25 protein-coding genes are annotated in these 24,095 nt (G+C 60.4%); 5 read left to right on the top strand and 20 right to left on the bottom strand.

What is annotated here, in order from left to right; all coding sequences use genetic code 11:
- Window positions 1-750, bottom strand: a complete 750-nt coding sequence (locus J3Q04_RS07915; protein WP_007908338.1) for an electron transfer flavoprotein subunit beta/FixA family protein — start codon at window positions 748-750, stop codon at window positions 1-3.
- Between the two features lie 546 nt (window positions 751-1,296).
- On the opposite strand from J3Q04_RS07915, the gene J3Q04_RS07910 reads away from it, so the two are divergent.
- On the top strand, window positions 1,297-2,961 hold the full coding sequence (locus tag J3Q04_RS07910) for an electron transfer flavoprotein-ubiquinone oxidoreductase (RefSeq protein WP_434607078.1): 1,665 nt from the start codon (window positions 1,297-1,299) through the stop codon (window positions 2,959-2,961).
- 183 nt (window positions 2,962-3,144) lie between these two features.
- On the opposite strand, the gene J3Q04_RS07905 is transcribed toward J3Q04_RS07910, so the two are convergent.
- Window positions 3,145-4,035 (bottom strand): AraC family transcriptional regulator, encoded by an 891-nt coding sequence (locus J3Q04_RS07905; RefSeq protein ID WP_420767269.1) that lies wholly within the window; start codon window positions 4,033-4,035, stop codon window positions 3,145-3,147.
- Between the two features lie 178 nt (window positions 4,036-4,213).
- Here J3Q04_RS07905 and J3Q04_RS07900 point away from each other — a divergent pair, with 178 nt between their 5' ends.
- Window positions 4,214-5,266 carry an NAD(P)-dependent alcohol dehydrogenase gene (locus J3Q04_RS07900; protein WP_434607080.1) on the top strand — a complete coding sequence of 351 codons (1,053 nt, stop codon included), beginning with the start codon at window positions 4,214-4,216 and terminating at the stop codon, window positions 5,264-5,266.
- Window positions 5,267-5,272: 6 nt separating this feature from the next.
- Here the strand turns inward: J3Q04_RS07900 and J3Q04_RS07895 are convergent, their stop codons facing one another.
- The 5 genes from J3Q04_RS07895 to J3Q04_RS07875 form a co-directional block, all read right to left on the bottom strand.
- Window positions 5,273-6,076 carry an IclR family transcriptional regulator gene (locus J3Q04_RS07895; protein ID WP_420767207.1) on the bottom strand — a complete coding sequence of 268 codons (804 nt, stop codon included), beginning with the start codon at window positions 6,074-6,076 and terminating at the stop codon, window positions 5,273-5,275.
- A 57-nt stretch (window positions 6,077-6,133) separates the two neighbouring features.
- Entirely contained in the window at window positions 6,134-7,444 is a 1,311-nt protein-coding gene (locus J3Q04_RS07890; RefSeq protein WP_420767206.1) for an MFS transporter, read from the bottom strand.
- Between the two features lie 113 nt (window positions 7,445-7,557).
- Window positions 7,558-8,706: a galactonate dehydratase gene (gene dgoD / locus J3Q04_RS07885; protein ID WP_420767205.1), complete on the bottom strand. Its 1,149-nt coding sequence runs from the start codon at window positions 8,704-8,706 to the stop codon at window positions 7,558-7,560.
- Between the two features lie 49 nt (window positions 8,707-8,755).
- Window positions 8,756-9,376, bottom strand: a complete 621-nt coding sequence (locus J3Q04_RS07880) for a 2-dehydro-3-deoxy-6-phosphogalactonate aldolase (protein ID WP_434607083.1) — start codon at window positions 9,374-9,376, stop codon at window positions 8,756-8,758.
- Window positions 9,377-9,395: 19 nt separating this feature from the next.
- Complete coding sequence (locus tag J3Q04_RS07875; RefSeq protein WP_420767203.1) at window positions 9,396-10,379, bottom strand: 2-dehydro-3-deoxygalactonokinase; 984 nt, start codon at window positions 10,377-10,379, stop codon at window positions 9,396-9,398.
- A gap of 186 nt (window positions 10,380-10,565) precedes the next feature.
- Here J3Q04_RS07875 and J3Q04_RS07870 point away from each other — a divergent pair, with 186 nt between their 5' ends.
- A complete protein-coding gene (locus J3Q04_RS07870; RefSeq protein ID WP_420767202.1) occupies window positions 10,566-11,198 on the top strand; it encodes a glutathione S-transferase family protein in 633 nt (210 codons plus the stop codon).
- Between the two features lie 3 nt (window positions 11,199-11,201).
- Here the strand turns inward: J3Q04_RS07870 and J3Q04_RS07865 are convergent, their stop codons facing one another.
- On the bottom strand, window positions 11,202-11,684 hold the full coding sequence (locus J3Q04_RS07865; protein ID WP_030137727.1) for a GNAT family N-acetyltransferase: 483 nt from the start codon (window positions 11,682-11,684) through the stop codon (window positions 11,202-11,204).
- 166 nt (window positions 11,685-11,850) lie between these two features.
- On the opposite strand from J3Q04_RS07865, the gene J3Q04_RS07860 reads away from it, so the two are divergent.
- Together J3Q04_RS07860 and J3Q04_RS07855 are read left to right on the top strand one after the other, a co-directional pair.
- The gene (locus tag J3Q04_RS07860) at window positions 11,851-12,198 is read left to right on the top strand and encodes a hypothetical protein (protein ID WP_434559994.1); all 348 of its coding nucleotides are present in this window, start codon (window positions 11,851-11,853) and stop codon (window positions 12,196-12,198) included.
- 32 nt (window positions 12,199-12,230) lie between these two features.
- A complete protein-coding gene (locus tag J3Q04_RS07855) occupies window positions 12,231-12,611 on the top strand; it encodes a Rho termination factor N-terminal domain-containing protein (RefSeq protein WP_434559996.1) in 381 nt (126 codons plus the stop codon).
- Between the two features lie 205 nt (window positions 12,612-12,816).
- On the opposite strand, the gene araH is transcribed toward J3Q04_RS07855, so the two are convergent.
- The 12 genes from araH to J3Q04_RS07795 form a co-directional block, all read right to left on the bottom strand.
- Window positions 12,817-13,785, bottom strand: coding sequence for an L-arabinose ABC transporter permease AraH (gene araH, locus J3Q04_RS07850; protein ID WP_420767199.1), 969 nt, complete (start codon window positions 13,783-13,785; stop codon window positions 12,817-12,819).
- A 10-nt stretch (window positions 13,786-13,795) separates the two neighbouring features.
- On the bottom strand, window positions 13,796-15,340 hold the full coding sequence (gene araG, locus J3Q04_RS07845) for an L-arabinose ABC transporter ATP-binding protein AraG (protein ID WP_420767198.1): 1,545 nt from the start codon (window positions 15,338-15,340) through the stop codon (window positions 13,796-13,798).
- A gap of 75 nt (window positions 15,341-15,415) precedes the next feature.
- Window positions 15,416-16,420: a substrate-binding domain-containing protein gene (locus tag J3Q04_RS07840; protein WP_420767197.1), complete on the bottom strand. Its 1,005-nt coding sequence runs from the start codon at window positions 16,418-16,420 to the stop codon at window positions 15,416-15,418.
- A 175-nt stretch (window positions 16,421-16,595) separates the two neighbouring features.
- Window positions 16,596-17,414 carry an SDR family oxidoreductase gene (locus tag J3Q04_RS07835; protein ID WP_434607089.1) on the bottom strand — a complete coding sequence of 273 codons (819 nt, stop codon included), beginning with the start codon at window positions 17,412-17,414 and terminating at the stop codon, window positions 16,596-16,598.
- A 237-nt stretch (window positions 17,415-17,651) separates the two neighbouring features.
- Entirely contained in the window at window positions 17,652-18,527 is an 876-nt protein-coding gene (locus J3Q04_RS07830; protein ID WP_434560000.1) for an SMP-30/gluconolactonase/LRE family protein, read from the bottom strand.
- Entirely contained in the window at window positions 18,528-19,271 is a 744-nt protein-coding gene (locus tag J3Q04_RS07825; RefSeq protein ID WP_434560002.1) for a FadR/GntR family transcriptional regulator, read from the bottom strand.
- Window positions 19,272-19,385: 114 nt separating this feature from the next.
- The gene (locus tag J3Q04_RS07820) at window positions 19,386-19,946 is read right to left on the bottom strand and encodes a DUF1285 domain-containing protein (protein ID WP_434607092.1); all 561 of its coding nucleotides are present in this window, start codon (window positions 19,944-19,946) and stop codon (window positions 19,386-19,388) included.
- Window positions 19,947-19,961: 15 nt separating this feature from the next.
- Complete coding sequence (locus tag J3Q04_RS07815; RefSeq protein WP_039593661.1) at window positions 19,962-20,567, bottom strand: DUF4823 domain-containing protein; 606 nt, start codon at window positions 20,565-20,567, stop codon at window positions 19,962-19,964.
- A 211-nt stretch (window positions 20,568-20,778) separates the two neighbouring features.
- Window positions 20,779-21,747 carry a GTP 3',8-cyclase MoaA gene (locus tag J3Q04_RS07810; protein ID WP_420767192.1) on the bottom strand — a complete coding sequence of 323 codons (969 nt, stop codon included), beginning with the start codon at window positions 21,745-21,747 and terminating at the stop codon, window positions 20,779-20,781.
- Between the two features lie 138 nt (window positions 21,748-21,885).
- Entirely contained in the window at window positions 21,886-22,524 is a 639-nt protein-coding gene (locus tag J3Q04_RS07805; RefSeq protein ID WP_039593659.1) for a TetR/AcrR family transcriptional regulator, read from the bottom strand.
- 383 nt (window positions 22,525-22,907) lie between these two features.
- Window positions 22,908-23,702 carry a TatD family hydrolase gene (locus tag J3Q04_RS07800; RefSeq protein WP_434607096.1) on the bottom strand — a complete coding sequence of 265 codons (795 nt, stop codon included), beginning with the start codon at window positions 23,700-23,702 and terminating at the stop codon, window positions 22,908-22,910.
- Between the two features lie 10 nt (window positions 23,703-23,712).
- Window positions 23,713-24,069 carry a PilZ domain-containing protein gene (locus J3Q04_RS07795; protein WP_186611513.1) on the bottom strand — a complete coding sequence of 119 codons (357 nt, stop codon included), beginning with the start codon at window positions 24,067-24,069 and terminating at the stop codon, window positions 23,713-23,715.
- Between the last annotated feature and the right edge of the window lie 26 nt (window positions 24,070-24,095).

Here is a 24,095-nt window from a genome sequence, read left to right as displayed (position 1 = left end):
TCAGATTACCTTCGCTTCGTTTTTCAGTTTCTCGACCAGTTCAGCCACCGACTTGACCTTGATGCCGGCGCTGCGTGCAGCCGGCGCTTCGACTTTCAGGGTCTTGTTCGTGGAGGCGGTGGAAACGCCCAAAGCGTCAGGAGTCAGCACTTCAAGCGGCTTCTTCTTGGCTTTCATGATGTTTGGCAGGGACGCGTAACGCGGCTCGTTCAAACGCAGGTCGGTGGTGACGATGGCCGGCAGTTTCAGGGAAACTGTCTGCGCGCCGCCGTCGATTTCGCGAGTCACGGCAACGCTGTCGCCCGACACTTCGACTTTCGACGCGAAGGTGCCCTGGCCGTAGCCGCTCAACGCAGCGAGCATCTGGCCGGTCTGGTTGTTGTCGCTGTCGATGGCCTGCTTGCCGAGGATCACCAGCTGTGGCTGTTCCTTGTCAACTACGGCTTTCAACAGCTTGGCAACGGCCAGGGAAGTCAGGTCTTCGGCGGATTCGACGAGGATGGCGCGATCGGCACCCAGCGCGAGCGCGGTGCGCAGTTGTTCCTGGGCGGTGGTCGGGCCGATGGAAACGACGACGATCTCAGTCGCCACGCCTTTTTCTTTCAGGCGTACGGCTTCTTCTACGGCGATTTCGCAGAAAGGGTTCATCGACATCTTGACGTTGGCGAGGTCGACGCCGGAGTTGTCCGCCTTGACGCGAACCTTGACGTTATAGTCGACCACTCGTTTGACAGCTACAAGAACCTTCATGGATTCCTCGTTACTCTCCGGTGAAAAGAAAGTCGCCTGGGCGAACCTGGCGGTTGATGATCATGGGCGCAAGGGCACCTCTAAAAACGCCGGCATGAACCACACATGACCTTTGCTCACGGGAGTGAAGACCATTCGTCAGTGATGACCGATGAGTCATTCATTATCGCGGCGTGTAAACTGCGCGTCCGAACCGCGCAACTCGTCACTTTGTGCTGCCTTCGCCCTGTCTTTAGAGGTGCTCTTGGAACCAACAGTCAGCCTACGGCGAGCGCAAAACCGCCCGTATCTTGACCGGAACGTCTATTCCGGTCAATACGGCAAAATGGTCAGTCATAAGCCGTACGTCAGTGATTTATCTGGGCTGCGGCAATTTCAAACAAACGTTTGTATTGGACCCTGAGAGTGGTGTAGATATAATGCGCCGCTTAAGAGAGAAGCGCGGGTCATCCATTGTCGCTTTCGTCGCTTCGCGAAGGAAACAACGGATGCAACGCCAAACCTCCAATTAGAAAAAACTGTTGAGCCTTGAGTAGGAGATAGCCTGTGGAACGCGAATACATGGAATTCGACGTGGTCATCGTCGGTGCCGGCCCCGCTGGCCTGTCTGCCGCTTGCCGACTGAAACAGAAGGCCGCCGAAGCCGGTAAGGAAATCAGCGTCTGCGTGGTCGAAAAAGGCTCCGAAGTCGGCGCGCACATCCTCTCCGGCGCAGTGTTCGAACCGCGCGCCCTGAACGAACTGTTTCCGGATTGGAAAGAGCTCGGCGCTCCGTTGAACACGCCGGTCAAGCGCGATGACATTTATGTCCTGAGAAACGCCGAGACCGCGAGCAAAATCCCTGACTTCTTTGTGCCCAAGACCATGCACAACGAAGGCAACTATATTATTTCCCTTGGCAATCTTTGCCGTTGGCTGGCCCAGCAGGCCGAGAACCTGGGCGTGGAAATCTACCCGGGCTTCGCCGCCCAGGAAGCGTTGTTCGACGAAAACGGCGTCGTCCGCGGGATCATCACCGGCGACCTTGGTGTCGACCGCGAAGGCAATCCGAAAGAAGGCCTCTACACCCCTGGAATGGAGTTGCGCGGCAAGTACACGCTGTTCGCCGAAGGCTGCCGTGGCCACATCGGCAAGCAATTGATCAAGCGCTTCAACCTCGACAGCGAAGCCGACACCCAGCACTACGGCATCGGCCTGAAGGAAATCTGGGAAATCGACCCGGCCAAGCATCAACCGGGCTTGGTGGTGCACACCGCCGGCTGGCCGCTGGACATCATGGGCACCGAAAATACCGGCGGCTCTTTCCTTTATCACCTGGAAAACAACCAGGTGGTCGTCGGCTTGATCGTCGACCTGTCCTACAGCAATACCTTCCTGTCACCATTCGACGAGTTCCAGCGCCTCAAGCATCACCCTGTGCTCAAGCAGTATCTGGAAGGCGGCAAGCGCGTCAGTTACGGCGCTCGCGCCATCGCCAAGGGCGGCCTGAACTCGCTGCCCAAGATGGTCTTCAAGGGCGGCGCGCTGATCGGTTGCGACCTCGGCACCCTGAACTTCGCCAAGATCAAGGGCAGTCACACCGCGATGAAATCCGGCATGCTCGCTGCCGAAGCCGTGGCTGATCGCCTGTTCGCCGAGTCCGAAGGCGGCGATGAACTGACGGCCTATGTCGACAGTTTCAAGAACAGCTGGCTGTATGAAGAGCTGTTCGCCAGCCGCAACTTCGGCGCGGCGATCCACAAGTACGGTGCGATCATCGGCGGCGGTTTCAACTGGCTCGACCAGAACATTTTCGGCGGCAAGATTCCATTCACGCTGCGCGACACCAAGCCAGATTATGCTTGCCTGAAACCTGCGGCCGAATGCAAGAAGATCGACTACCCGAAGCCGGACGGCAAGATCAGCTTCGACAAGCTCAGCTCGGTGTTCATCTCCGGTACCAACCATGAAGAAGAGCAGCCTTGCCACCTGAAGCTGACCGACCCGAGCATCCCGATCAGCAAGAACCTGCCGCTGTACGACGAACCGGCCCAGCGCTACTGCCCGGCCGGCGTTTATGAAGTGATTACCAAGGAAGATGGCGAGAAGCGCTTCCAGATCAACGCCCAGAACTGCGTTCACTGCAAGACCTGCGACATCAAGGACCCTGCACAGAACATCACCTGGGTCACGCCGGAAGGCGCCGGCGGACCGACTTACCCGAACATGTAAGCCGGAACGCTGAACATCGAGGCTCCCGCAATGGGGGCCTTTTTGTTGCCCGCGATTCCGGGAAACACACCGAACCAAAGTGGGAGCGAGCCTGCTCGCGAAGTGGTGTCTCAGTCGACATGTGTGTTGAATGATAAACCGCTTTCGCGAGCAGGCTCGCTTCCACAGGGTTCCCTGCACAATTCAGGCGGCGCGTTCGTCCCCTGGGTTGCGCTCGAAGTAACGCTTGTACTCCCGGCTGAATTGCGACGGGCTCTGATACCCCACCTGGTGCGCGACCTGGGCCACGCTCATGCCCTCGCAGAGCAGCAGCCGCTGGGCCTTGAGTAGGCGCAATCGCTTGAGGTACTGCACCGGCGATAGCAACGTGCTGCGCTTGAAATGCTCGTGAAAGGTCGAAGCACTCATGTTCGCGCGACTGGCCAGGATCTCGACGTTCAACGGCTCGGTGAAGTGCGCATGCAAATGGCCCAGGGCAGCGGCAATCCGGGCGAACTGGCCCTGTTGTTCCACCAACGCCCGCAGCACATCGGCCTGGGGTCCGCGCAACGCGACGAACAGCAGCTCCCGCAGCCGCGCCTGGCCCATGACCTGGCATTCCAACGGGTCGTGCAAGCAGCGCAACAAGCGCTCGACACACCCACGCATGGCGTCATCGAGCACTGCGCAAGTCATGGACTCCGGCGTCTGAGGCGGCAGATTCCGCCCCGGCATCAACCCCATGGCCAGCACCAAGTCGCCCAGCATCGCACGATCGATCGCAACGGAAACTCCATACAGCGGAGCATTGGGCATGGCGTAGGTTTCGCATTCGAACGGCACCGGCAGGGCCTGGATCAGATAATGCCCCGCGCCATATTCCATTGTGCGGGGCCCCAGGTACGCCAGTTTGCTGCCCTGGGCAATGATCACCAGGCTCGGTTCGTAAAGCTGCGGGCCACGAGCGACGTCCTGGCTGGCGCGAAGCGCGTGCACCCCTGGCAGTCGCGTAGGAACAAAACCGTCGTGGGTCGCCAAAGGTTCTATCAGCGAAACCAGCGTGGCGTTGGCATCGAGATGACGGGTCAGCAGCATGAGCGAAAACTTCACGAAGAAAGGGATGAAAACATCATCGCAGGTCTGGCGCCACATGGAATCGAATCCTGGCCAACGCCGTAGGATTAGGCATGACAGGCGTAGGAATCGCCATCGCCACCGGCCGCCCTGCCTTCCAGAATGAACCCCTCACCGTTCAATGATAGCGAGGTCCATCATGTACACAGCCATCGGCTATGCCGCCCAATCGGCCACCACGCCCCTCGCCCCCATGAAGTTCGAGCGCCGCAGCCCGCGCGCGGACGATGTGGCGATCGAAATTCTCTACTGCGGCGTCTGCCACTCCGACATCCATCAGGCCCGGAATGAATGGGGCATCGCCGTCTATCCGCTGATGCCCGGCCACGAAATCATCGGCAAAGTCACCGCCGTGGGGGCGAATGTCACCCATCACAAGGTCGGCGACCTGGTAGGCGTAGGCTGCATGGTCGACTCCTGCCGCGAATGCGAAGCTTGCCGTGCCGATCTGGAACAATACTGCCTGGAAGGCATGACCCAGACCTACGCCAGCCCGGACCACGTGAGCGGCGGCCACACCATGGGTGGCTATTCCGACAGCATCGTGGTCAGCCAGCATTTTGTACTGCGCGTCCCCCAGACACTCGACCCGGCCAGCGCCGCGCCGCTGCTCTGCGCAGGCATCACCACCTACTCTCCCCTCAAGCATTATGGCGTGAAGGCCGGAGACAAGGTCGGCGTGCTGGGGATGGGTGGCCTGGGCCACATGGGCATCAAGTTCGCCAAGGCCATGGGCGCGGAAGTGACGTTGTTCACCCGCTCGGCGAGCAAGGCAGAAGAAGCCCGTCGCCAAGGCGCGGACCATGTGATCGTGTCCACCGACGCCGAACAGATGGCGGCCGCCGCCGGACGTTTCAACTTCCTGCTGGACACCATTCCGGTGCAGCACGACCTCAATCCCTACCTCGATACGCTGCATTTCAACGGCGTGCACATCATCGTCGGCCTGGTCGAGCCGGTCGCCCCACCCGTACACGCGGCAAAGCTGATCCTGGGTCGCCGAGTGTTGGCCGGCTCGCTGATTGGCGGCATCGCCGAAACCCAGGAAATGCTGGATTTCTGCGCAAAACACAACATCAGCTGCGACATTGAAATGCTCGACATCCGCCAGATCAACGAGGCCTACAGCCGCATGATCGCCGGGGATGTGAAGTACCGCTTCGTTATCGACATGGCGACGCTCAAGGCCTGACGTTCGTCAAACCTTGGCACCCAGTTCCGCCGACAGCCGGGCTGTGACCCCTTTGACCAGGGGAATCAGCTCGGCCATCTTTTCCAAAGGCATGTACGGCACCGTGCTGGCGATGCTGATACCGGCGACGATGCGCTTGCCGGCGTCACGGATCGGCGCCGCCACACAGCGGATCGACGGTTCGTTGTCCTCCAGGTCGAAGGCATAGCCCCCCGCCACATACTCCACCATCCGTTGCTGGAACTGTTCCCAGGATTGCTCCTGGTGCTGGGGCCAGAATTGATTCTTCCCACCCGCCGGCAGGCTGATTTCGTACAGCCGCTTCCATTGTTCCTGGGCATCATCGAGCATCAGCGCCTTGCCGATCCCTGTCCGCGCCAACGGCATGCGATGGCCCACGCGCGAACGCATTTCCGGCCCGTTACGCCCCGGATTCTTCAGCAGATACAAGACTTCATCGCCCTCGCGAATCGCCAGGTGAACGGTGTCCCCGGTGAGCGCCGACAACTCGTCCAGGTACGGCCCCGCCAGGCTCACCAGTGGCAACTCTTCCCGAGCCTGGAAACCCAGCTCGATCAACTTCGGCCCCAGCAGGTAACCCACTTGCGGCACCACGCGCAGGTAACGTTCGTCCACCAGGCAACTGGCCAGGCGGTGGGTGGTGCTGCGGGTGGTGCCGATCAGCCGGGCGATTTCCTTCAAGTCGCGAGCACCGCTGGCGACCGCCTGGACCACGCCCAGGCCGCGCAGCAAGGTCTGCGTGCCAGTAGGAGCGGCATCCTTGATGATTTTTGGATCGTCTTGCTGCATATCCGGCCTTCAACAGTGCGGGGAACGGGCGGCATTATGGTCGCCCGCCCCGTCGGACTACAACTCGATGCGCTCGACCTTCCCGACCAGCAGGATGTAGGACAGCGCCCCGGCCAATGCCAATACGGCGATATAGGTAATGGCCGGGGCAAACGAATCACCGCTGGCAAGGAAGCCGATGACAATCGGCGTGGCGATGGCCGCCAGATTACCGATGAGATTGAACACCCCGCCGGTCAAACCGAGCAACCGCGCCGGTGCCAAGGTGGAAACCAGTGACCACGTGATCGACGCCAGGCCATTGCCGAAGAACGCCAGGGCCAGGAAGGCGATCACCAGGGGCGTCGACTCCACGAAGTTGGCGCCGATGATCGAGGTGGAAATCAGCAGCCCGCCAATGATCGGCAGCTTGCGCGCAAAACCCACCGTGGCGCCTCGGCGGATCAGCCAGTCCGAGAAGAAGCCGGAACACAGCACGCCGACGAATGCCGCAAGGAACGGCAACGACGCCAGCAAGCCGGACTTGATGAAGTCCATGCCGCGATACTTCACCAGGTAGGTCGGGAACCACGTCAGGAAAAACCACAGCGTGGAGTTGAGGCAGAACTGCCCCAGGTAGATACCCCATAACTTGCGTTGGGTCAGGACGATGCCCAGGTCGCTCCAGCTGAATTTGGCCTTGGCCTTGGCGGTATCGGCCTGGATGTCCACCAGCCCCCCACCCTCACGGATCAACTCGATTTCCGCGGCATTGGCGCCCTTGAAATCCCGAGGCTCGCGATATACCGCATACCAGATCACCGCCCAGAGAATGCCCACCGCGCCCGTGGCGACAAACACCATGTGCCAACCAAACGCGTGTTGCAGCCACGCCAGCACCGGTGTCAAAAATGCGAGCCCAACGAACTGCCCGGAGGTATAGAAACCAATGGCCGTGGCCCGCTCGCGCTCGGGAAACCAGGTGGTGACCACGCGGCTGTTGATCGGATAAGCCGGCGCTTCCAGGGCACCGACGGCCATGCGCAGCACGAACAGCGCGATGAAACTGGCGGCAAAACCGAGCATCACCGTGGCCGCCGACCACAGCAACAATGCCACGCTATACAGGATGCGCGGCGGCACCCGGTCCACCAGCCAGCCGCCGGGGATCTGCATGGCGGCGTAGGTCCAGCCGAACGCCGAGAAAATCAGCCCGACGTGGATCGGGTCGATGCCCAGGTCGCTGGTCAATGCGGGGGCCGCGATCGAGAGATTGCTGCGGTCCAGGTAGTTGATCACCACCGTGATGAACAGCAACACCATGATGAAAAAACGCTTGCGGCTGGGCGTCACCGACGACGCCTGCGCGCTCAGGGTGTGCGCTTGCATGTGAGGTGCCTCTTTTTATGTTTATTGAGGAAACGGGCGCATCGAAGAAGATCTCCCTGCTTGCGAAGATCAAATTGTGGGAGCGAGCTTGCTCCCACAGGGTCAGGCGTGACTCACCATTCGGCAAAACTGCCATCGGCATGGCGCCAGATCGGGTTGCGCCAGCGATGGCCAATGGCCGCGCGCTCGATGACGTATTCCTCATTGATCTCGATACCCAGGCCAGGACCGTTCGGAATTTTTACGAAGCCTTGGTCATAGTCGAACACTCGCGGGTCCTTGATGTAGTCCAGCAAGTCATTGCTTTCGTTGTAATGGATGCCCAGGCTCTGCTCCTGGATAAACGCGTTGTAGCAAGCCGCGTCCAGTTGCAGGCACGCCGCCAGGGCGATTGGACCCAACGGGCAATGCAGTGCCAGCGCCACATCGTAGGCCTCGGCCATGTTGGCGATCTTGCGGGTTTCGGTGATGCCGCCGGCGTGGGACGCATCCGGCTGGATGATGTCCACATAGCCTTCGCTGAGCACCCGCTTGAAATCCCATCGCGAGAACAACCGCTCGCCCAGGGCAATCGGGGTACTGGTCAGCGGCGCCAGTTCCTTGAGGGCTTCGTAGTTTTCGCTGAGCACCGGTTCTTCAATGAACATCAGCTTGAAGGGGTCGAGCTCCTTCATCAGAACCTTGGCCATTGGCTTGTGCACACGGCCGTGGAAATCCACGCCAATGCCGACGTTCGGCCCGACCGCGTCGCGCACCGCTGCCACGTTGGCCAGGGCCAGGTCGACTTTTTCGAAGGTATCGAGGAACTGCAGTTCTTCGGTGCCGTTCATCTTCACCGCCGTGAAGCCGCGTCCCACCGCCTCTTTCGCCGCTCGGGCGGTGTCCGCCGGCCGGTCGCCGCCGATCCATGAATAGACACGGATCTTGTCCCGCACCTGGCCGCCCAACAGATCGCTGACCGACACACCCAGGGCCTTGCCCTTGATGTCCCACAACGCTTGGTCGATACCGGCCAGGGCGCTCATGTGGACGGCCCCGCCGCGGTAGAAGCCACCGCGATAGAGCACGGTCCAGATGTCTTCGATGTTGCGTGGGTCTTTGCCGATCAGGTAGTCGGACAATTCTTCAACCGCAGCCGCCACTGTGTGGGCACGGCCTTCGACCACGGGTTCGCCCCAACCGGTCACGCCCTCATCGGTCTCGACCTTGAGGAAGCACCAGCGCGGCGGAACGATAAACGTGGTCAGCTTGGTGATTTTCATCTTGTTGTCTCTCTTGTCAGATGCAGCGCTCGGAGCGCTGGAAAAGTCTTCAGTTCAAGGCATTCCATGCGGCCACATAGGCCTTGGCGCGCACCGCCACTTGATCTGCTGTCAGGCCCGGCTTGAACAACCCGGAACCCAGGCCGAAACCCTTGACGCCGGCTTCGACGAAAACCGCCATGTTGTCCGGCGTAATCCCGCCCACCGGCACCAGCACGGTCCCGGCCGGTAAAACCGCGAGCCAGGCCTTGACCACCGCCGGGCCCATTTGCTCGGCGGGGAACATCTTCAGCACATGAGCGCCCTCGGCCAGCGCGGCGAAAGCTTCGGTCGGCGTGGCGACGCCGGGCGACAGGTACAGCCCCGCCGCTTTTGCCGCCCGCAAGACCTTCGGGTCACTGTGAGGCATGACGATCACCTGGCCACCGGCCGCCTTGACCTGCTCCACCTGCTCCGGGGTCAGCACGGTACCCGCGCCGATCAGGCAATCGGCGGGCAAGGTACTGCGCAGGATGCGGATACTTTCGTACGGTTCGGGGGAATTGAGCGGCACTTCGATGACTCGAAATCCCTCGCTATACAGGACTTCGCCGATAGATGCCGCCTCCTCGGGGCGCAGGCCGCGAAGAATCGCGATCAGCCCGTTGTGCGCCAATGCTTGTTTGAGCATGTCAGGTCTCCAGTCAGGTTTAACGCGACGCGGTGGGTCCGAGCAGCCCGGCCGCCAAGGCCAGTTGCCACAAACCGCGTTCGGTGGCCTGTTCGGCCAGGATCACGCGGGCGAAACCGCAGGCGTCGAGGGCCCGCTGGTAACGGGCGCAGAGTTGAGAATTACCAATCAGCACGACCGTCGGCAGGTGAACGCTGTTGCGCCGTTGACGTTGCACGGCGGCCAGGGCCGTCAACTCATGGCCGATCAGCACACCCGACAGGTAATCGGCCTGGGCGCTCGCGCCGAGCTCGCCGGTCAGGCCCAGGCTGCGGGCGCTGAACACGGTGGACAGCGGGCCAATCTGCCCATCCGACGACAGCGCCACCTGCACGCCGCGATCGAAAGCCACGCCATCGAACGCCGCGCCGCGCTGCTGGGTGCGGCCGAGAATGCTGTGGTCGCTGAGCACGGCGAAGATCTCGCCGGTCATGAAGGTGTCGAAATGGACGATGCAGCCCTCGGCCGCTTCCACCCATTTCGAATGGCTGCCCGGCAAGCCGATCAGCACCGCTTCGTTGGGCAAGCCAGGCAACGCACCGAGCACCTGGGTTTCTTCGCCGCGCATCACATTGGGCAGTCGGGAGCGTTGGATTACCCCTGGCACGATGTGAACATCAACACCGCGAAGGCTCCGGATAATTTGTAGGGAATGTCCGAGATTGGCGACGTTTGCCGGCGTGTCGCAGTAAGGCGCTTCCCGCCAACCTTGGGCGCTGCCCACCATGCCGCAGGCGATGACGGGCAAGCCTGGCTGCGCATCGAGCCAATCGCCGCAGGCTTCATCGAAGGCCAGCTCAAAACCGTCGATGCAGACCTGGCCCGCTATCGTCCGCGGCCCGGACGGCAACTGCATGATCCCCGACGACAGCGAACGCTGCTCGAGCACCTCGCCTCCCGCGGCTAGTTTGTAAGCCCGTAATGAGGTCGTTCCCCAATCGAGCGCGATCAATTGCGCCTGCATCCGCTTCACCTGTTTTGTTTATTGGGCAGTGAGTGACGCGGACTATAAACCCGGACGCAGGAAAATCTCAATATATAAATATCTCTCCCACATATTGGGATATCAATTCTATCGTGAAGGCATCGCCATCCACCCAAGACCCTGCTACGTTTCTGACCGGACGCCAAACAACTCAGGGAAAAAGTGATGGGACAATTGTTGAAGATCCTCGGCCGCACTTCCTCGATTAACGTCAGAAAGGTCTTGTGGACTTGCCAGGAACTGGAAATCTCCTACGAGCGCGAAGACTGGGGCATCGGCTTCGCGTCGACCCATGACCCGGCGTTCCTGGCATTGAATCCCAACGCCCAGGTGCCGGTGATTGTCGACGAGAGCGGCGTGCTCTGGGAGTCGAACACCATTTGCCGCTATCTGGTGGGCAAGCACGGGCGCAGCGACCTGCTGCCTGTCGAGCCTGCCGCACGGGCGCGTGTAGAGCAGTGGATGGATTGGCAAGCCACCGAGCTCAATCCGTCGTGGGGCGATGCGTTTTACGGACTGGTGCGCAAGCACCCGGATTTCCAGGACCCACAACTCATCGCCGCCGGCGTCAAAGGCTGGAATGAGAAGATGGGCTTGCTGGAACAACAGCTGGACCACACCGGCGCCTACGTAGCCGGTGCGGACTTTTCCCTTGCAGACGTACTCATTGGCCTATCCGTACACCGCTGGCGGCAGACGCCCATGGAGCGTCCGGACTATCCAGCCGTAGCCGCTTATTGCACGCGACTCCAACAGCGACCCGGGTTTACCCAGTGGGCGTCCGACGCGTACTCATGAACGTCAGTTGCCGTTAGCGAAGTCCCGGAGCACCTTGCCATCCATCCGGTAGCGCACCCACTCTTCCTGCGGTTGCGCGCCGAGGGATTTGTAGAAGTCGATGGCCGGGGTGTTCCAGTCCAGCACGCTCCACTCGAAGCGACCACAATCGTTGTCGCAGGCGATCTTCGCCAGATGTCGCAATAAGGTTTTGCCCGCCCCGCCACCGCGCTGTTCAGGCGTGATGTACAAGTCTTCCAAGTACAGGCAATTACTGCCCAACCAAGTGGAATAGCTGAAGAAAAACACCGCAAAACCGATCGGCACGCCATCGCGCAGGCAGATCAAGCCGTGGGCGGTGGCGCCTTCGCTGAACAGGCTGCGCTCGATGTCGGCCACGCTGGCGATGACTTCGTGGCGAGCTTTTTCGTAATCGGCCAGCTCAGTGATGAAAGCAAGGATTTGCGGCGCATCGCTGGGCTGCGCGGGACGGATCTCGATGGACATGAACAGGCCTTGTCGCCAATTGAAAGCATCATACTAAGCCGCTCTGCGGCGCTCGTCACATCTTCTAAAGACACCCCAATAGCGCCGTTCGTCGCCCCTGCGGCACCAACCCCACTCCAGCGCGGCCAAAAATCTGGCAAGCATTTCAAAAAATGGAGGCGACACCATGATCTATTCAAGGCTGACTGCACTCACATTCGCCACGCTGCTGTCTTCGGCGGCTTTCGCGGCCACGACCAGTGGCACCGGACCGACCGACCCGGTTCAGGCACCCAACTCGCCGGCCACCCAAGGTTTGCCCAAACTGAACACCGATGGCACGGGCGGCACCTTGAACAATGGCCAGCCGCCTGCTACAGGCACCGATCCGAGGGTCCAAGGCAACGACACGGGCCGCCAAGGCGGGATGAACACACCTGACTCCACTGCGCCCGACAATGCCGATACTGGCGTGGGTTCGAAAACCACAACCGGAGGTTCAGGCTCTGAAGGTGGTGGGGCCTCCAGCCAATAACTTCTACCCAGCCATTGAGGAGGACCGTTCCCATGCCTCGTGGAAGCAAAGACAAGTACACCGATGAGCAGAAGCGCAAGGCCGAGCACATCGAAGACAGCTATGAGCAAAAAGGTGTGTCGGAAGGCGAGGCCGAGGCTCGGGCCTGGGCCACGGTGAACAAGCAATCGGGAGGCGGCGAACGCTCTGGTGGATCCGGCAAGAAGAAACCCGCCGAAGCCAAGCAATCCGACCGCAAGGAGTCGGCCCGGCGCGCCGCCAAGAGCCGCGAAGGCCAGCCGCGCACCAGCAAAGCCTCCCATGAGGCCCAGACCGTGGACAGCTTGATGAAAGAAGCCCGGGCAAAAAATATTCCCGGACGCTCGAAAATGCGCAAGCAGGAACTGGTCGAGGCGTTGCGCAAGGCGGGGTAGAGCGAAAACTGTGGAAGCGGGCCTGCTCGCGAATGCGGTGGGTCAGCTAAGGAAGTGTCGGATGTACCGACGCCTTCGCGAGCAGGCTCGCTCCCACCGGTTTTTCGCCTGGCTCAGGACTTCGGAACAGTGCAGAGCCAGTGTGGGAGCGAGCCTGCTCCGGGCGGCGATCCGACGATGGCGGCAGGTCAGCCTCCAATAATCTTCAACGCTGTTTCAACCTGTCAATCACCACCGCCAACAGCAGGATCGAGCCGCGGATGACGTACTGGTAGAACGTATCGATGTTCTTCAGGTTCATCGCGTTCTCGATGATCGCCAGGATCAGCACGCCGGCGATGACATGGCGAATCATGCCGATGCCGCCGCTCAACGAAACGCCACCCAGAACACAAGCAGAGATCACGGTCAGTTCGAAACCCTGGCCGATCATCGGCTGGCCCGAGGTCATGCGCGACGCCAGGATGACGCCTGCCAGCGCACCAATCACACCGTGCACGGCGAAGATGATGATCTTGGTGCGATCAACGTTAACGCCTGCCAGCAATGCCGCTTCCTGGTTGCCGCCGATGGCCATGGTGTTGCGCCCATAAGTGGTGTAGTTCAGCAGCCAGCCGAAGAACAGAAAGCAGGCAATGGTGATCAGGATCGGCACCGGCACACCGAACATCTGGCCGTTACCAAAGACGAAAAACGATTCTTCCGACACCCCCACCGCCTTGCCGTTGGCAAAGATGTAGGCCAGGCCGCGTACGATCTGCATGGTCGCCAGCGTGGTAATCAGCGCATTGACCCGCAGTTTCGCGATGACGATGCCGTTGATCAGGCCGACAATCAGCCCCATCACCAACGCCGCGCTCACGCCGAGAAATACGCTATTGGTGTCACGCATCACGACGGCCGCGACGACGCCGGCGCAGGCAATCACCGAACCCACCGACAGGTCGAAATGCCCGGACGCCAGGCAATACAGCATGGTGCATGCCGCGATGCCGGTGGTGGAAATCGCCAGGCCCAGGCCGCGCATGTTCAGCGGCGACAGGAAGTTGTCGATCATCAGGGTGCAGAGCACGAAGATGCCGATGGCCGCCAGCAGCATGACCCAGTCGTCGAGGAAGCGGCGCAGGTCCAGGGGTTTGCGCGCCGTTGGCAGTGCATTGTTTTGGATGGTCATGATTTACCTCTCAGTTCGCCGCGTCGGCAACGCGTTGGCGCGGCAGCGCCAGTTGCAGCAGGTTGGATTCGTCGGCCTGGTCACGCGGCAACTCGCCGCGCATGGCCCCTTCGCACAGCACCAGGATCCGGTCGGAAATGCCCATCACTTCCATCAAGTCACTGGACACCACAATCACCGCGATGCCATCGGCCGCCAGGTTGTGGATAATCTGGTAGATCTCGGCCTTGGCGCCGATGTCGATGCCTCGCGTCGGCTCGTCAAGCAGCAGGACTTTCATCGGCATGGAAAGCCAGCGTCCCAGGATTGCTTTCTGCTGGTTACCGCCGGACAAGTACATGATTTTCTGGCTCGCCGCCGGGGTCTTCACTTTGAGCGACTTGATCTGCTTGTCGGCATTGCCCCGCTCCCACTCGCCACGCAACAGGCAGCCGAGCGCGGAATGAGCCGGACGGGCGCTGATGTTGATGTTCTCGGCCACGCTGCCCAACGGAATGATGCCCTCCTTCTTGCGATCTTCCGGACAGAGCAGCACACCAGCGGCGATGGCATCCCGGGGGGAACGCAGTTTCAATTCCTTGCCGTGCAGGACCAGGCTGCCCTCGCTCTGACGTTCCAGGCCACTGAGCAAACGCAGCAGCTCGGTACGACCGGCGCCGACCAGCCCGAACAAGCCGAGGATCTCGCCCTTGTGTACATGGAAACTCACCGGTTCGCGCAAGCCCGGCCCGAGCAGGCCTTTCACCTGCAACGCCACATCGCCGCGCTCCCGGGGGCGGTAGTCATAAATGTCTTGGATATCGCGACCGACCATGCACGTGACCAACTGATCGTGGGTCAGCTCGCTCATGTTCTCGAAGGTGCGGACATAACGACCGTCCTTGAAGACCGTCACCGCGTCACAGATGCGGAACACCTCCTCCATGCGGTGGCTGACGTACAGCACCACTTTGCCCTCGTCTCGAAGGCGGGCAATGATCGTCATCAAACGGTCGATTTCCCGGGCCGACAGGCTGCTGGTCGGTTCGTCGAAGGCAATGACGTGGGCGCCACGGGACAAGGCCTTGGCGATTTCCACCAACTGGCGCTGGCCAAGGGACAGACGACCGACTTTTTCCTGCGGGTCGATTTCGTCCGCCAGGCCTTTGAGCAATGTCAACGCCTGCTGACGCAGTACGCCGCGATTGACGAGGCCGAAACGCGCCGGCAAATGACCGAGGAACAGGTTCTCCGCGACGGTCATTTCCGGCACCAGGTGCAATTCCTGGTGAATCACCGCCACACCGCTGGCGATACTGTCGGCGGTGCCTTTGAAGGCCATCGTCTGCTCGCCGATCTGCAAGTCGCCGCTGCTCGGGATGTAGGCGCCCCCGAGGATTTTCAGCAACGTGGACTTGCCCGCGCCGTTCTCGCCCATCAAGGCATGCACCTGCCCCGGATGAGCAACGAAACTGATATTGGCCAGCGCCTGCACGCCAGGAAAGGACTTGCCGATCCCGTTGAATCGCAAGCTGCCGCCGATGTTGTGTTGCCGTGTCGCTGTTTGCGCTTGCATAACCACCTCGAACTCACAGAGATCAAGCGACCCTGCCACTCATGTGGCCAGGGCCGCTTTTGAATCAACCGGCCGTCAGTTCCACAGGCCGATCTTTTCCAGCTCTTGCTTGAAGTTCTCCCGGGTGATCAGCGTCACCTCGTCCATGGCGGTGTACTTCGGCGGTTCCTTGCCGGTGGTGATCCACTCGTACATCATTTCGGCGGTCTTGTAGCCTTCGATGTGCGGGCTCGGCAACATCGAACCGAAGAAGCCGCTGTCCGGTTTCTTCAACTCGCCGATGGCGTCGGTGCCGTTGATGCCGATGCCGATCACGTTGGCCGCCTTGAAGCCGGCTGCTTCGGTGGCGCGCACGCCGCCCAGCACGGTGTTGTCGTTCATACCGCCGATGATCAGGTTTTTCGCAGCGCTTGGCAGCTTCACCAGCGCCGAGTTGGTGGAGTCCATGCTGCCGGGGACGTCGAGGGTCTTGAGCGCCGCAAACAGAATGTGGTCTTCCGGCATCCCGGCTTTCTTCAAGGCATCGACCGAACCGTCGGTGCGCTTCTTGCCGGTGTCCAGTTCGTTGAAGGTGTTGATCACCGCGTAGGTGTCTTTCCAGTCCCAGTTACGCTTTTTCGCCTCGGCGGCCATCGCGGCGCCCTGCTTCTGGCCCACCTCGAAGGCCGCCATGCCCAGGTATGGCACGTCCTCCATGAACTTGCCTTTGGCGTCGACGAAACGGTCGTCGACGGCGATCACCTTGAGATCGTTAAGCTTGGCCTTGGCCATGATGGCTGGGCCGAGAGACACGTCCGGCGGGCAGATCACGAAGCCCTTGGCACCGTTGGCGGCAAGGCTGTCGATGGCCGAAAGGGTTTTTTCGCCATCGGGCACGGCGATTTTGATCAACTCGAAGCCTTTGTCCTTGCTCGCCTTCTCGGCGAAAGCCCACTCGGTCTGGAACCAGGGCTCCTCCGCCTGCTTGACCAGAAAACCGATTTTTACCGGATCCGCTGCCAGCAGGCTGCTGCTAAGGCTGACCGCGGTCACCGCCAGGGCGGCACGACACAGGGAACGGATCCCACGACGATATTTCATAGCTGACTCCTTGTTTTTTTTATTGAAAGCCAAACGTCCAGGGATCTGCTCCACATGGGTGGAATTGCGCAGGCTGGCCGGTCAAATCGTGTTACTGCACAAGCATAGGTGTAAATAGTCATATCGTATGATGATTGGATTACAGGCGAAGTTTCCCTCCGCAATCCAAGAATGTTCAGTCGTGGTACATGACCGAACGCCCACCATCGATGGTGATGCATGAGGCATTGATGAACGGTGCTTCGTCACTGGCCAGGAATACGGCCGTCATTGCCACTTCGATCGGCTGCCCGATGCGCCGTGGCGGGTGCAGGTCCAGCGCGCGCTGGCGTTCGGCCTGGGGATCGGCAAAGCCGTTCCAGTAGTCGACGTTCAGTTGAGTCTCGATGTAGCCCGGCGCAATGGCATTCACCCGCACGCCCTTGGGTGCGTACTCGATGCCCAGGGCACGGGTCAGGCCCAGCAGGCCATGTTTGGCTACGGGGTATGGGAAACAACCGGGAATAATGTGGGACGAATGGGTCGACGCGATGTTGATGATGCTGCCCACGCCCTGTTCGATCATCTGTGGCAACACCGCCTTGCAACCGTGCCAAGCGCCATCCAGGTCGATGGCGAAGCAACGGCGCCAGTCCTCTTCGGTCATTTCCAGCGGATCGCGGAACACGTTGATGCCTGCGCAGTTCACCAGCACGTCGATGCGACCATGCAACTCGACCGCCCGGCGGGCCATGACGTGCAAATCCTGTTGGTTCGAGACATCAACCTTCAGCGCTTGGACATCCGCACCCTGTCGACGCCAATGGGCGGCGACGGTTTCGACCTTTTCCCCCTGGATATCGCTGATGACCAGCCGGGCCTGTTGCGAAGCGAACGCGGCGACAATGGCTTCGCCGATGCCCTGGGCAGCGCCGGTCAACAGCACGACCTTGTCTTTCAGGCGTTCGCCCTTCACGGGCTCAGGCACCGGCGGCAAGCAAAGCGCTTCAGCCATGGACGGGGCCTCCAGTGCAAACACACGACAAAAACCGGACACCCAACGATGGCCGGTTCAAAAGCTGTGGGCTCAACACTGATTCGCGAACACCGCCGAGGCGTTCCGGGAAAAAACGATGCATCACTTCACCTGTTTTGTTTTTTTAAGTGTGAGTGCGTATTGCTGATGGAGCCGACTATAAACCCGACCGCCGAATAATCTCAATATATATATTTACATCCCATATTTTGGGATTTACCCCGCGAACCGCGTACAAGCCACGCCCGGCACATCGACGCGCATCGATAGCACCGCCCCGTCCAATGGGTGATTGAGGGGACTTTGCGCACTGGTGATATACAAAGTCCGTAGGTCTTCACCACCGAATACACAACTGGTAGGGCGACTGACCGGCAATTCGATCACCTGATCGACGTGACCCTCCGGATGCAACCGCAGCAGGCAACTGCCGTCCCAACGGGCGTTCCAGATATAGCCCCGCGCATCCATCGCCGAACCATCCGGCCCGCCACGGGAATGGGGTCCGAACCAGACTTCGGCGGGCGCGAGTTTTCCATCGGGATAAATAAAGTGCCGATAAAGGGTCCCGTCCAGGCTCTCGCCGAAATAGACGGTCGTGCCATCAGGGCTCCACAACAATGTGTTGGGGATGCCCAAGCCACGCAACAGCGGCATCACGCGGCCATCGCCGCCGACACGAAACAGCCCACCGGAGCGCTGCTCGATGGGCAAGTCTTCGCCATCTTCCCCGATGTTGTTCTGCATGGTGCCCAGCCAGAGCTGGCCCAACGCATCGCAGCGGGCTTCGTTGGCGCGATTGCCCGGCTGGGGATCGGCCATGCACAGCAACTTCAGGCGCGGTTCCAGGCCTGGGGAGTCCAGGTCCAACCGGTAAACGCCACTGCTCAACGTCACCAAGGCATCGCCGCTCTGGGTCGGGATGAATGCAGAGACGTGCTCAGGCATCTGCCAGATCTGCACGTTCTTGCCAATCAGCCGCAACGCCTGCTTGCCGGCAATATCGACCCAATACAGCGCCTGGGTCGGCTCGTCCCAAAAAGGCCCCTCGCCCAGCTTCGCCCGATGCTCCGTCACAGCCGTCCACTTCATTTAAAACCTCCTGTTCCCGAGTTTCCCGGCGTTGTCTGTTCGACCGGCCATGACATTGGGGTAAAAACGCTTGATGGCCAGGTCTGCGTTATCGATCAGCGTCATGCAGGCCCAGACGCCTCGCGTCGCGTCCCGAGCGGCGATGGCTTCGGCGATGTCCTTGTGGATCGGCAGCGTGCGGCGCAGTTCGTCCGGGTCGGCGGCCGACACCTCGAACGAAACCGCCAACAACGCTCCGAGGGCTGGGACCATTTGTTCGATGAATTGATTGTGGCTGGCCGCGAGGATGCATTCGTGGAAGAACTGGTCGGCGCGGTTGTAATCCGCACCGCTGTCCACCGCCCGCTCAAGCGCATGATAGGCCAGGCGGATCGCCTGCACCTGGTCGGCCGTCGCCCGTTCACAGGCCCAACGCACGGCCATCGGTTCGATGGTGCGGCGCAGGTCCAGCAGATCGTCGACAAAATTCTCCGGCAAGCCGCTGCGCGACAGCCAGCCCACCACTTGTGGATCAAAGAGGTTCCAGCGGCGCACCGGCAACACCCGCGTGCCGACCTTCGGCCCGACTTCCAGCATGCCTTTGGCCACCAAGGTTTTGATGGCTTCGCGAATCACCGTGCGGCTGACGCCCAGTTGCTCGCCCAGATCCGCCTCGACCTTGATGGTTTGCCCAGGCTTGACCTGGCCGGCGGCGATCCAGCCCCCCAGCCAATCGACGGTCGACGCGTGAAAACTGCTGGACATGAGCACCCCGTGGGCATTTCTTGTTAGGTGCCCACGCTAATCATCATACGATTGGGTGTCAATTTGAATTTTTGGCGCCTTGTGAAAGCGAACAAGCTCGCTCCTACAGAAAAATCAGGGCTCCAGGCCGATGGGGAAAAACTCGCCACCACTCCAGACGCCCAACCAGCGCTGCCCATCTATCTCACGGCTGACCGCAAGCTCCACCAATTGATAGAACACATTGCGATGAATCAGCGCTTCAAGATTGCTGCGCACATGAATGTAAGGCGCCGGTTCCCGGGTCTGGGGATCGATCATCACCCGCATCGGATGTTCCGGGCCGGCTTCGGTGACTTCCTCGACATTGGTGGTAAAGCGCAACAACTGCCCTTCCCCCTCTCCTTCGACCTCCAGGGTCACGGCCACGAACGGCGCGTCATCGACCTTGATGCCGACTTTTTCCACAGGGGTAATCAGAAAGTAATCATCGCCGTCGCGGCGAATGATGGTGGAGAACAGCTTGACCATCGGCTTGCGTCCGATGGGGGTGCCCAGGTAGTACCAAGTGCCATCCCGGGCGATTCGCATGTCGATGTCGCCGCAGAAGTCAGGGTTCCACAAGTGGACCGGCGGCAGGCCTTTGGTCTTGGGGATCTGCCCCAGCAGGTCATTGGCTTTTTGCGGTCCGCTCATGGTGCCCCCTTCTGTTTATTCGTTGCTCATCCCCAACAAGCTGCGGGCGTACTCACGCAACGGCGCGGCGATGAGGTCTTGTGGCTGCTTGTCGTGCAACGTCAGCAAACCGCCACGACTCTTGATGCGTGCAGTATCAATCAAATACTGGGTGCTGGTCTCGATCAACATGATTTGAATCACACTGGTGTCGACACCCAGGCGATCCACCGCCTCTTCATCCAGCCATTCGTCGGTGTTGCCGATGCGGTTGTCCGCCTTGGCAAATCGGGTGTAGAGCAAATAGTGGGCACCGGCGGCACGCGCTTCACCCATCGCCTGATCGAGGCCTTCCGGGACCCGGGCGCGACGAACCATCGGGAAATATTCGATGAATCCATTGAAGGCTTCTTCAGCGACGACGTTGGGTCGCGGATAGGCGCTACCTGGCGGAGCAAAAGCGCCCTGAGCGATGTAGATGAAGGAATCCGGCTGGATGCGCAGGTTGTTTACACGGCGGCTGTCGCTATGGTCCAGCAGGCCGGCATCGCTCATGTGATAACGAACGCCCTCCCCCATATCGCTGACATTCATGCAGCCACCAAGCGTCAAAACGGTCAGCAGCAAAAACAGGCTACGCATCCTATCCTCCAAAAACCGGTGACGGAAAACCGGCGAATGGCCGTGGGATGCAGCTTTTGCGCCAGCTTGCAGGGTATGCGCCTTGGAATACCTGTGGCGAGGGAGCTTGCTCCCGCTGGGCCGGTCCGACGCTTCGGCGTAGCGGCCCCTTTGCACGTTGCGACTGCTTCGCAGCCGAGCGGGAGCAAGCTACCTCGCCACGAGAAGCCAGTCAGCCGCCAATGATCTTCATGATGGTCGCGCCACCCGAGAACGCTACTTCCTGCTTGTCTCCCAACGCCTTGACCAGCAAGCGCTGGAGCGCCGGCAACGCCTGGTGTCGGGGCTTGTCCAGCAGATCGCCGACGTAATGACGGTTGCTCGACGACAGGCAGCCGTGCAGCCAGCCAGTGGACGACAACCGCAGTCGCGAACAGGTTCGGCAGAACGGCACGCTTTCGTTGGCGATCACGCCAAAGTGCCCGAGCCCGGGAATTTCATAGCGCACAGCCGTGGCATCGACGGGAGCGTCGGCTTGCAAATATTCGTATTGGTCGCCAATCAGGCCCAGCAGTTGCTGAAGGCTGACGAATTGCTGAAGGAACGCATTGGAATCCTTGGCCAGGTGCCCCATGCGCATCAACTCGATGAAGCGCAACTCATAGCCACGTTCCAGGCAGTATTCAAGCAACGGCATCACCTGATCGAGGTTCTGCCCGCGCAGCGGCACCATGTTGACCTTGATCTTCAGGCCCGCCGCCCGGGCCTGCTCCATGCCATCGAGCACAGTCGCCAGGTCTCCTCCGCGGGCTATGCTGCGAAAGGCAGCGGCGTCCAGGGTGTCGAGGGAAACGTTGATCCGGCGGATACCGGCATTCATTAGCAGGGGCAGCTTCCTGGCCAGCAACTGGCCGTTGGTGGTCAGGCTGATGTCCTCAAGGCCCATCTGCCCTACCGCTGTCATGAAGCTCTCAAGCTTGGGGCTGACCAGCGGCTCGCCACCCGTGATGCGCAACCGCTCGATTCCAGCCGCTTCGATCAGATACGCCACGCCTCGCGCCATGGCCTCGGCCGACAGTTCATCCTGCGCAGCCACCAGCCGCTTGCCATCAGGCACGCAGTAGGTACAGGCGTAATTGCAGGCTGAAGTCAGGCTGATCCGCAAATTGCGAAAACGCCTGCCTTGACGGTCAACGATCATGGATCACTCCGGCGAAAGAAGAATCGAGCCCGTGAAAATTGACCTAGAAATCAAGTTTTCGCAAGACCCAAGCCCGAGTATATTCCTGGGGCACTGCGCCATGTAAGCGGACATGGCGCAATTAAGCAGCTGAATGCCTCAACTGCTCGGCGTATCCGTGTCGCGCTTGCGCTTGTTTCCCATGCGCACACCGATATCCATCAGGAATTGGAAGAAGCCTTCCTGGTCTTCCAGCACATTGCTCCAGAACGGCGAGTGGTACAGCGCCACCGCGCCGTGCACCAGCGCCCAGGCAGCGCAGTAGTGGAAATACGGCGGGACGTCTTCAAGCTTGCCTTCGCTGATCCGGCCCTTGATCAGCAAGGTCAGGCGATCGAAGTTCGAGGCGCGGATCTTGTGCAGCTCCTCGACCATTTCCGGCACCTGGTTGCCCTTGACCACCTTTTCTTCCAGGCGATCGAACAAGCGGTAACGCTGCGGGTCGCGCATGCGGAACTCGAAGTACGCTCGGGACAGCGCTTCCTTGTCCTTGTCGACATCGGCCGAATGCAACAGCTCGTTCAAATCCCGCTCGTAATCGAGCATCAGCCGCAGGTAGATCTCTGCCTTGGACTTGAAGTGTTTGTAAATCGTGCCTTTGCCGATACCCACGGCATCCGCAATCATCTCGACGGTGACGCTGTCTTCACCCTGATCGAGGAACAACTTGAGCGCGGTGTCGAGAATTTCCTGCTCGCGGCGACGAAACTCACGGACCTTACGAGGTTCTTTGTGCATAAGAAAAAGGTCTGAAGGGTCAAAATTCGAAGCCGGGTATTATGCCTAACTTACGCAAAAATGCACGGATCATCCGCGCACGGCCACAGTTCTTCACAAAACGGTGCGACCCCAGCTCCTCAGTTGGTAAGCGCGGACCCGCCTGGGCAGGCTTTGCCGGCAATGAGAACTTATCCGAAGCGAACGTATTCCAAATTTGTTTAAAAACGACCTCGGTCAAACTGGACTCATCGCCAGACTGATCAATACTTGAACTGTCGGCACGACATCTCCCCCAAGTGACGCGCCGATAAAGGTACCAACGGACCGCGTGCCTTTGTTTTACTCCTAATGGTCTTAACCCGGATTCACCCCCCAGAACCCGGGTTTTTTTTGCCTCGATTTCAGGCTCTTGCCGTACGGACCCGAGCCAACGGGAACAGCCGCTTGAAATTTTCGGTGGTTTGCTCCGCGAACCGGTCGTACGGTTCCCCCCGCAGCATCGCCAGGTATTCGGCAACCTCCCGGACATACTGCGGAAGGTTGGGCTTGCCACGATAAGGGATGGGCGCCAGATAAGGCGAGTCGGTTTCCACCAACAAACGATCGGCTGGCACTTTGCTTGCGACGTCGCGCAGGGCGTCGGCATTACGGAACGTGACGATGCCGGACAAGGAAATGTAATAACCCATGTCCAGGGCAGCCTTGGCCATATCCCAATCCTCGGTGAAGCAATGAAGCACACCGGCGTGGGGCAGCGCCGCGTCCCGCAGCAATGCCAAGGTATCGGCCCGCGCGCCACGGGTATGGATGATCACCGGCTTACCGGTCTGCCTGGCGGCCTCCAAGTGCAACCGGAACGACGCCTGCTGGACTTCGGCGGCCTCCGGCTCGTAGTGATAGTCGAGCCCGGTCTCGCCGATAGCCACGACTCGCGGATGATCGAGTTCGTGCAACAGCCAATCCAGGGCCGGCGTGGCATCGGGCTGCACATCCAGTGGGTGGATGCCCACCGAACAATCGACGTCTTCGTATCGTTCAGCCAGGCGCTTGACGTCGGCGGCGTTGTCGGCGCTGACACCGATGCAGAGGAAATGCCCCACCCCTCGCTGGCGCGCCGCATCCAACGCGGCGTCGAGGGATCCGCCATGGGCGGCGAGGTCAAGGCGATCGAGGTGGCAATGAGAGTCTACGAGCATAAGGGCCAGGCTACATCGTATGGGTGGGACGGTCGGACTTGAGCGTTCCGGCCAGGTGGGTTTCGATCTGGTTGCGAGCCGAGTTGTCGCCTTCGTTGAACTGCACGCCAACGCCGGCGGCCCGGTTGCCCTGGGCGCCTTTGGGAGTCATCCAGATCACCTTGCCGGCGACCGGGATTTTTTCCGGTTCGTCCATCAGGCTCAACAGCATGAACACCTCGTCGCCCAGGCGATAATTCTTGTTGGTGGGAATGAACAGGCCGCCGTTTTTAATAAACGGCATGTAGGCCGCGTAGAGCACCGACTTGTCCTTGATGGTCAGGGACAGAATGCCGTTGCGTGGTCCGGGACTGACAGGTTCGTTCATGCTGGTCTCCGCTGCGATTGAGCTGA

Source organism: Pseudomonas sp. D4-21 (assembly GCF_051132125.1).
In the GTDB taxonomy this organism is placed as follows: Bacteria; Pseudomonadota; Gammaproteobacteria; order Pseudomonadales; family Pseudomonadaceae; genus Aquipseudomonas.
The sequence above is the reverse complement of the archived record's forward strand: the minus strand, read 5'-3'. Positions and strand labels throughout refer to the sequence as shown.

Bases quoted from the DNA above. Each gene is read 5' to 3' on its own strand.
- J3Q04_RS07915 (WP_007908338.1), bottom strand. From the start codon at position 750: ATGAAGGTTCTTGTAGCTGTCAAACGAGTGGTCGACTATAACGTCAAG.
- J3Q04_RS07905 (WP_420767269.1), bottom strand. From the start codon at position 4,035: ATGCTGCTGACCCGTCATCTCGATGCCAACGCCACGCTGGTTTCGCTG.
- J3Q04_RS07900 (WP_434607080.1), top strand. From the start codon at position 4,214: ATGTACACAGCCATCGGCTATGCCGCCCAATCGGCCACCACGCCCCTC.
- J3Q04_RS07895 (WP_420767207.1), bottom strand. From the start codon at position 6,076: ATGCAGCAAGACGATCCAAAAATCATCAAGGATGCCGCTCCTACTGGC.
- J3Q04_RS07890 (WP_420767206.1), bottom strand. From the start codon at position 7,444: ATGCAAGCGCACACCCTGAGCGCGCAGGCGTCGTCGGTGACGCCCAGC.
- dgoD (WP_420767205.1), bottom strand. From the start codon at position 8,706: ATGAAAATCACCAAGCTGACCACGTTTATCGTTCCGCCGCGCTGGTGC.
- J3Q04_RS07880 (WP_434607083.1), bottom strand. From the start codon at position 9,376: ATGCTCAAACAAGCATTGGCGCACAACGGGCTGATCGCGATTCTTCGC.
- J3Q04_RS07875 (WP_420767203.1), bottom strand. From the start codon at position 10,379: ATGCAGGCGCAATTGATCGCGCTCGATTGGGGAACGACCTCATTACGG.
- J3Q04_RS07870 (WP_420767202.1), top strand. From the start codon at position 10,566: ATGGGACAATTGTTGAAGATCCTCGGCCGCACTTCCTCGATTAACGTC.
- J3Q04_RS07865 (WP_030137727.1), bottom strand. From the start codon at position 11,684: ATGTCCATCGAGATCCGTCCCGCGCAGCCCAGCGATGCGCCGCAAATC.
- J3Q04_RS07860 (WP_434559994.1), top strand. From the start codon at position 11,851: ATGATCTATTCAAGGCTGACTGCACTCACATTCGCCACGCTGCTGTCT.
- J3Q04_RS07855 (WP_434559996.1), top strand. From the start codon at position 12,231: ATGCCTCGTGGAAGCAAAGACAAGTACACCGATGAGCAGAAGCGCAAG.
- araH (WP_420767199.1), bottom strand. From the start codon at position 13,785: ATGACCATCCAAAACAATGCACTGCCAACGGCGCGCAAACCCCTGGAC.
- araG (WP_420767198.1), bottom strand. From the start codon at position 15,340: ATGCAAGCGCAAACAGCGACACGGCAACACAACATCGGCGGCAGCTTG.
- J3Q04_RS07840 (WP_420767197.1), bottom strand. From the start codon at position 16,420: ATGAAATATCGTCGTGGGATCCGTTCCCTGTGTCGTGCCGCCCTGGCG.
- J3Q04_RS07835 (WP_434607089.1), bottom strand. From the start codon at position 17,414: ATGGCTGAAGCGCTTTGCTTGCCGCCGGTGCCTGAGCCCGTGAAGGGC.
- J3Q04_RS07830 (WP_434560000.1), bottom strand. From the start codon at position 18,527: ATGAAGTGGACGGCTGTGACGGAGCATCGGGCGAAGCTGGGCGAGGGG.
- J3Q04_RS07825 (WP_434560002.1), bottom strand. From the start codon at position 19,271: ATGTCCAGCAGTTTTCACGCGTCGACCGTCGATTGGCTGGGGGGCTGG.
- J3Q04_RS07820 (WP_434607092.1), bottom strand. From the start codon at position 19,946: ATGAGCGGACCGCAAAAAGCCAATGACCTGCTGGGGCAGATCCCCAAG.
- J3Q04_RS07815 (WP_039593661.1), bottom strand. From the start codon at position 20,567: ATGCGTAGCCTGTTTTTGCTGCTGACCGTTTTGACGCTTGGTGGCTGC.
- J3Q04_RS07810 (WP_420767192.1), bottom strand. From the start codon at position 21,747: ATGATCGTTGACCGTCAAGGCAGGCGTTTTCGCAATTTGCGGATCAGC.
- J3Q04_RS07805 (WP_039593659.1), bottom strand. From the start codon at position 22,524: ATGCACAAAGAACCTCGTAAGGTCCGTGAGTTTCGTCGCCGCGAGCAG.
- J3Q04_RS07800 (WP_434607096.1), bottom strand. From the start codon at position 23,702: ATGCTCGTAGACTCTCATTGCCACCTCGATCGCCTTGACCTCGCCGCC.
- J3Q04_RS07795 (WP_186611513.1), bottom strand. From the start codon at position 24,069: ATGAACGAACCTGTCAGTCCCGGACCACGCAACGGCATTCTGTCCCTG.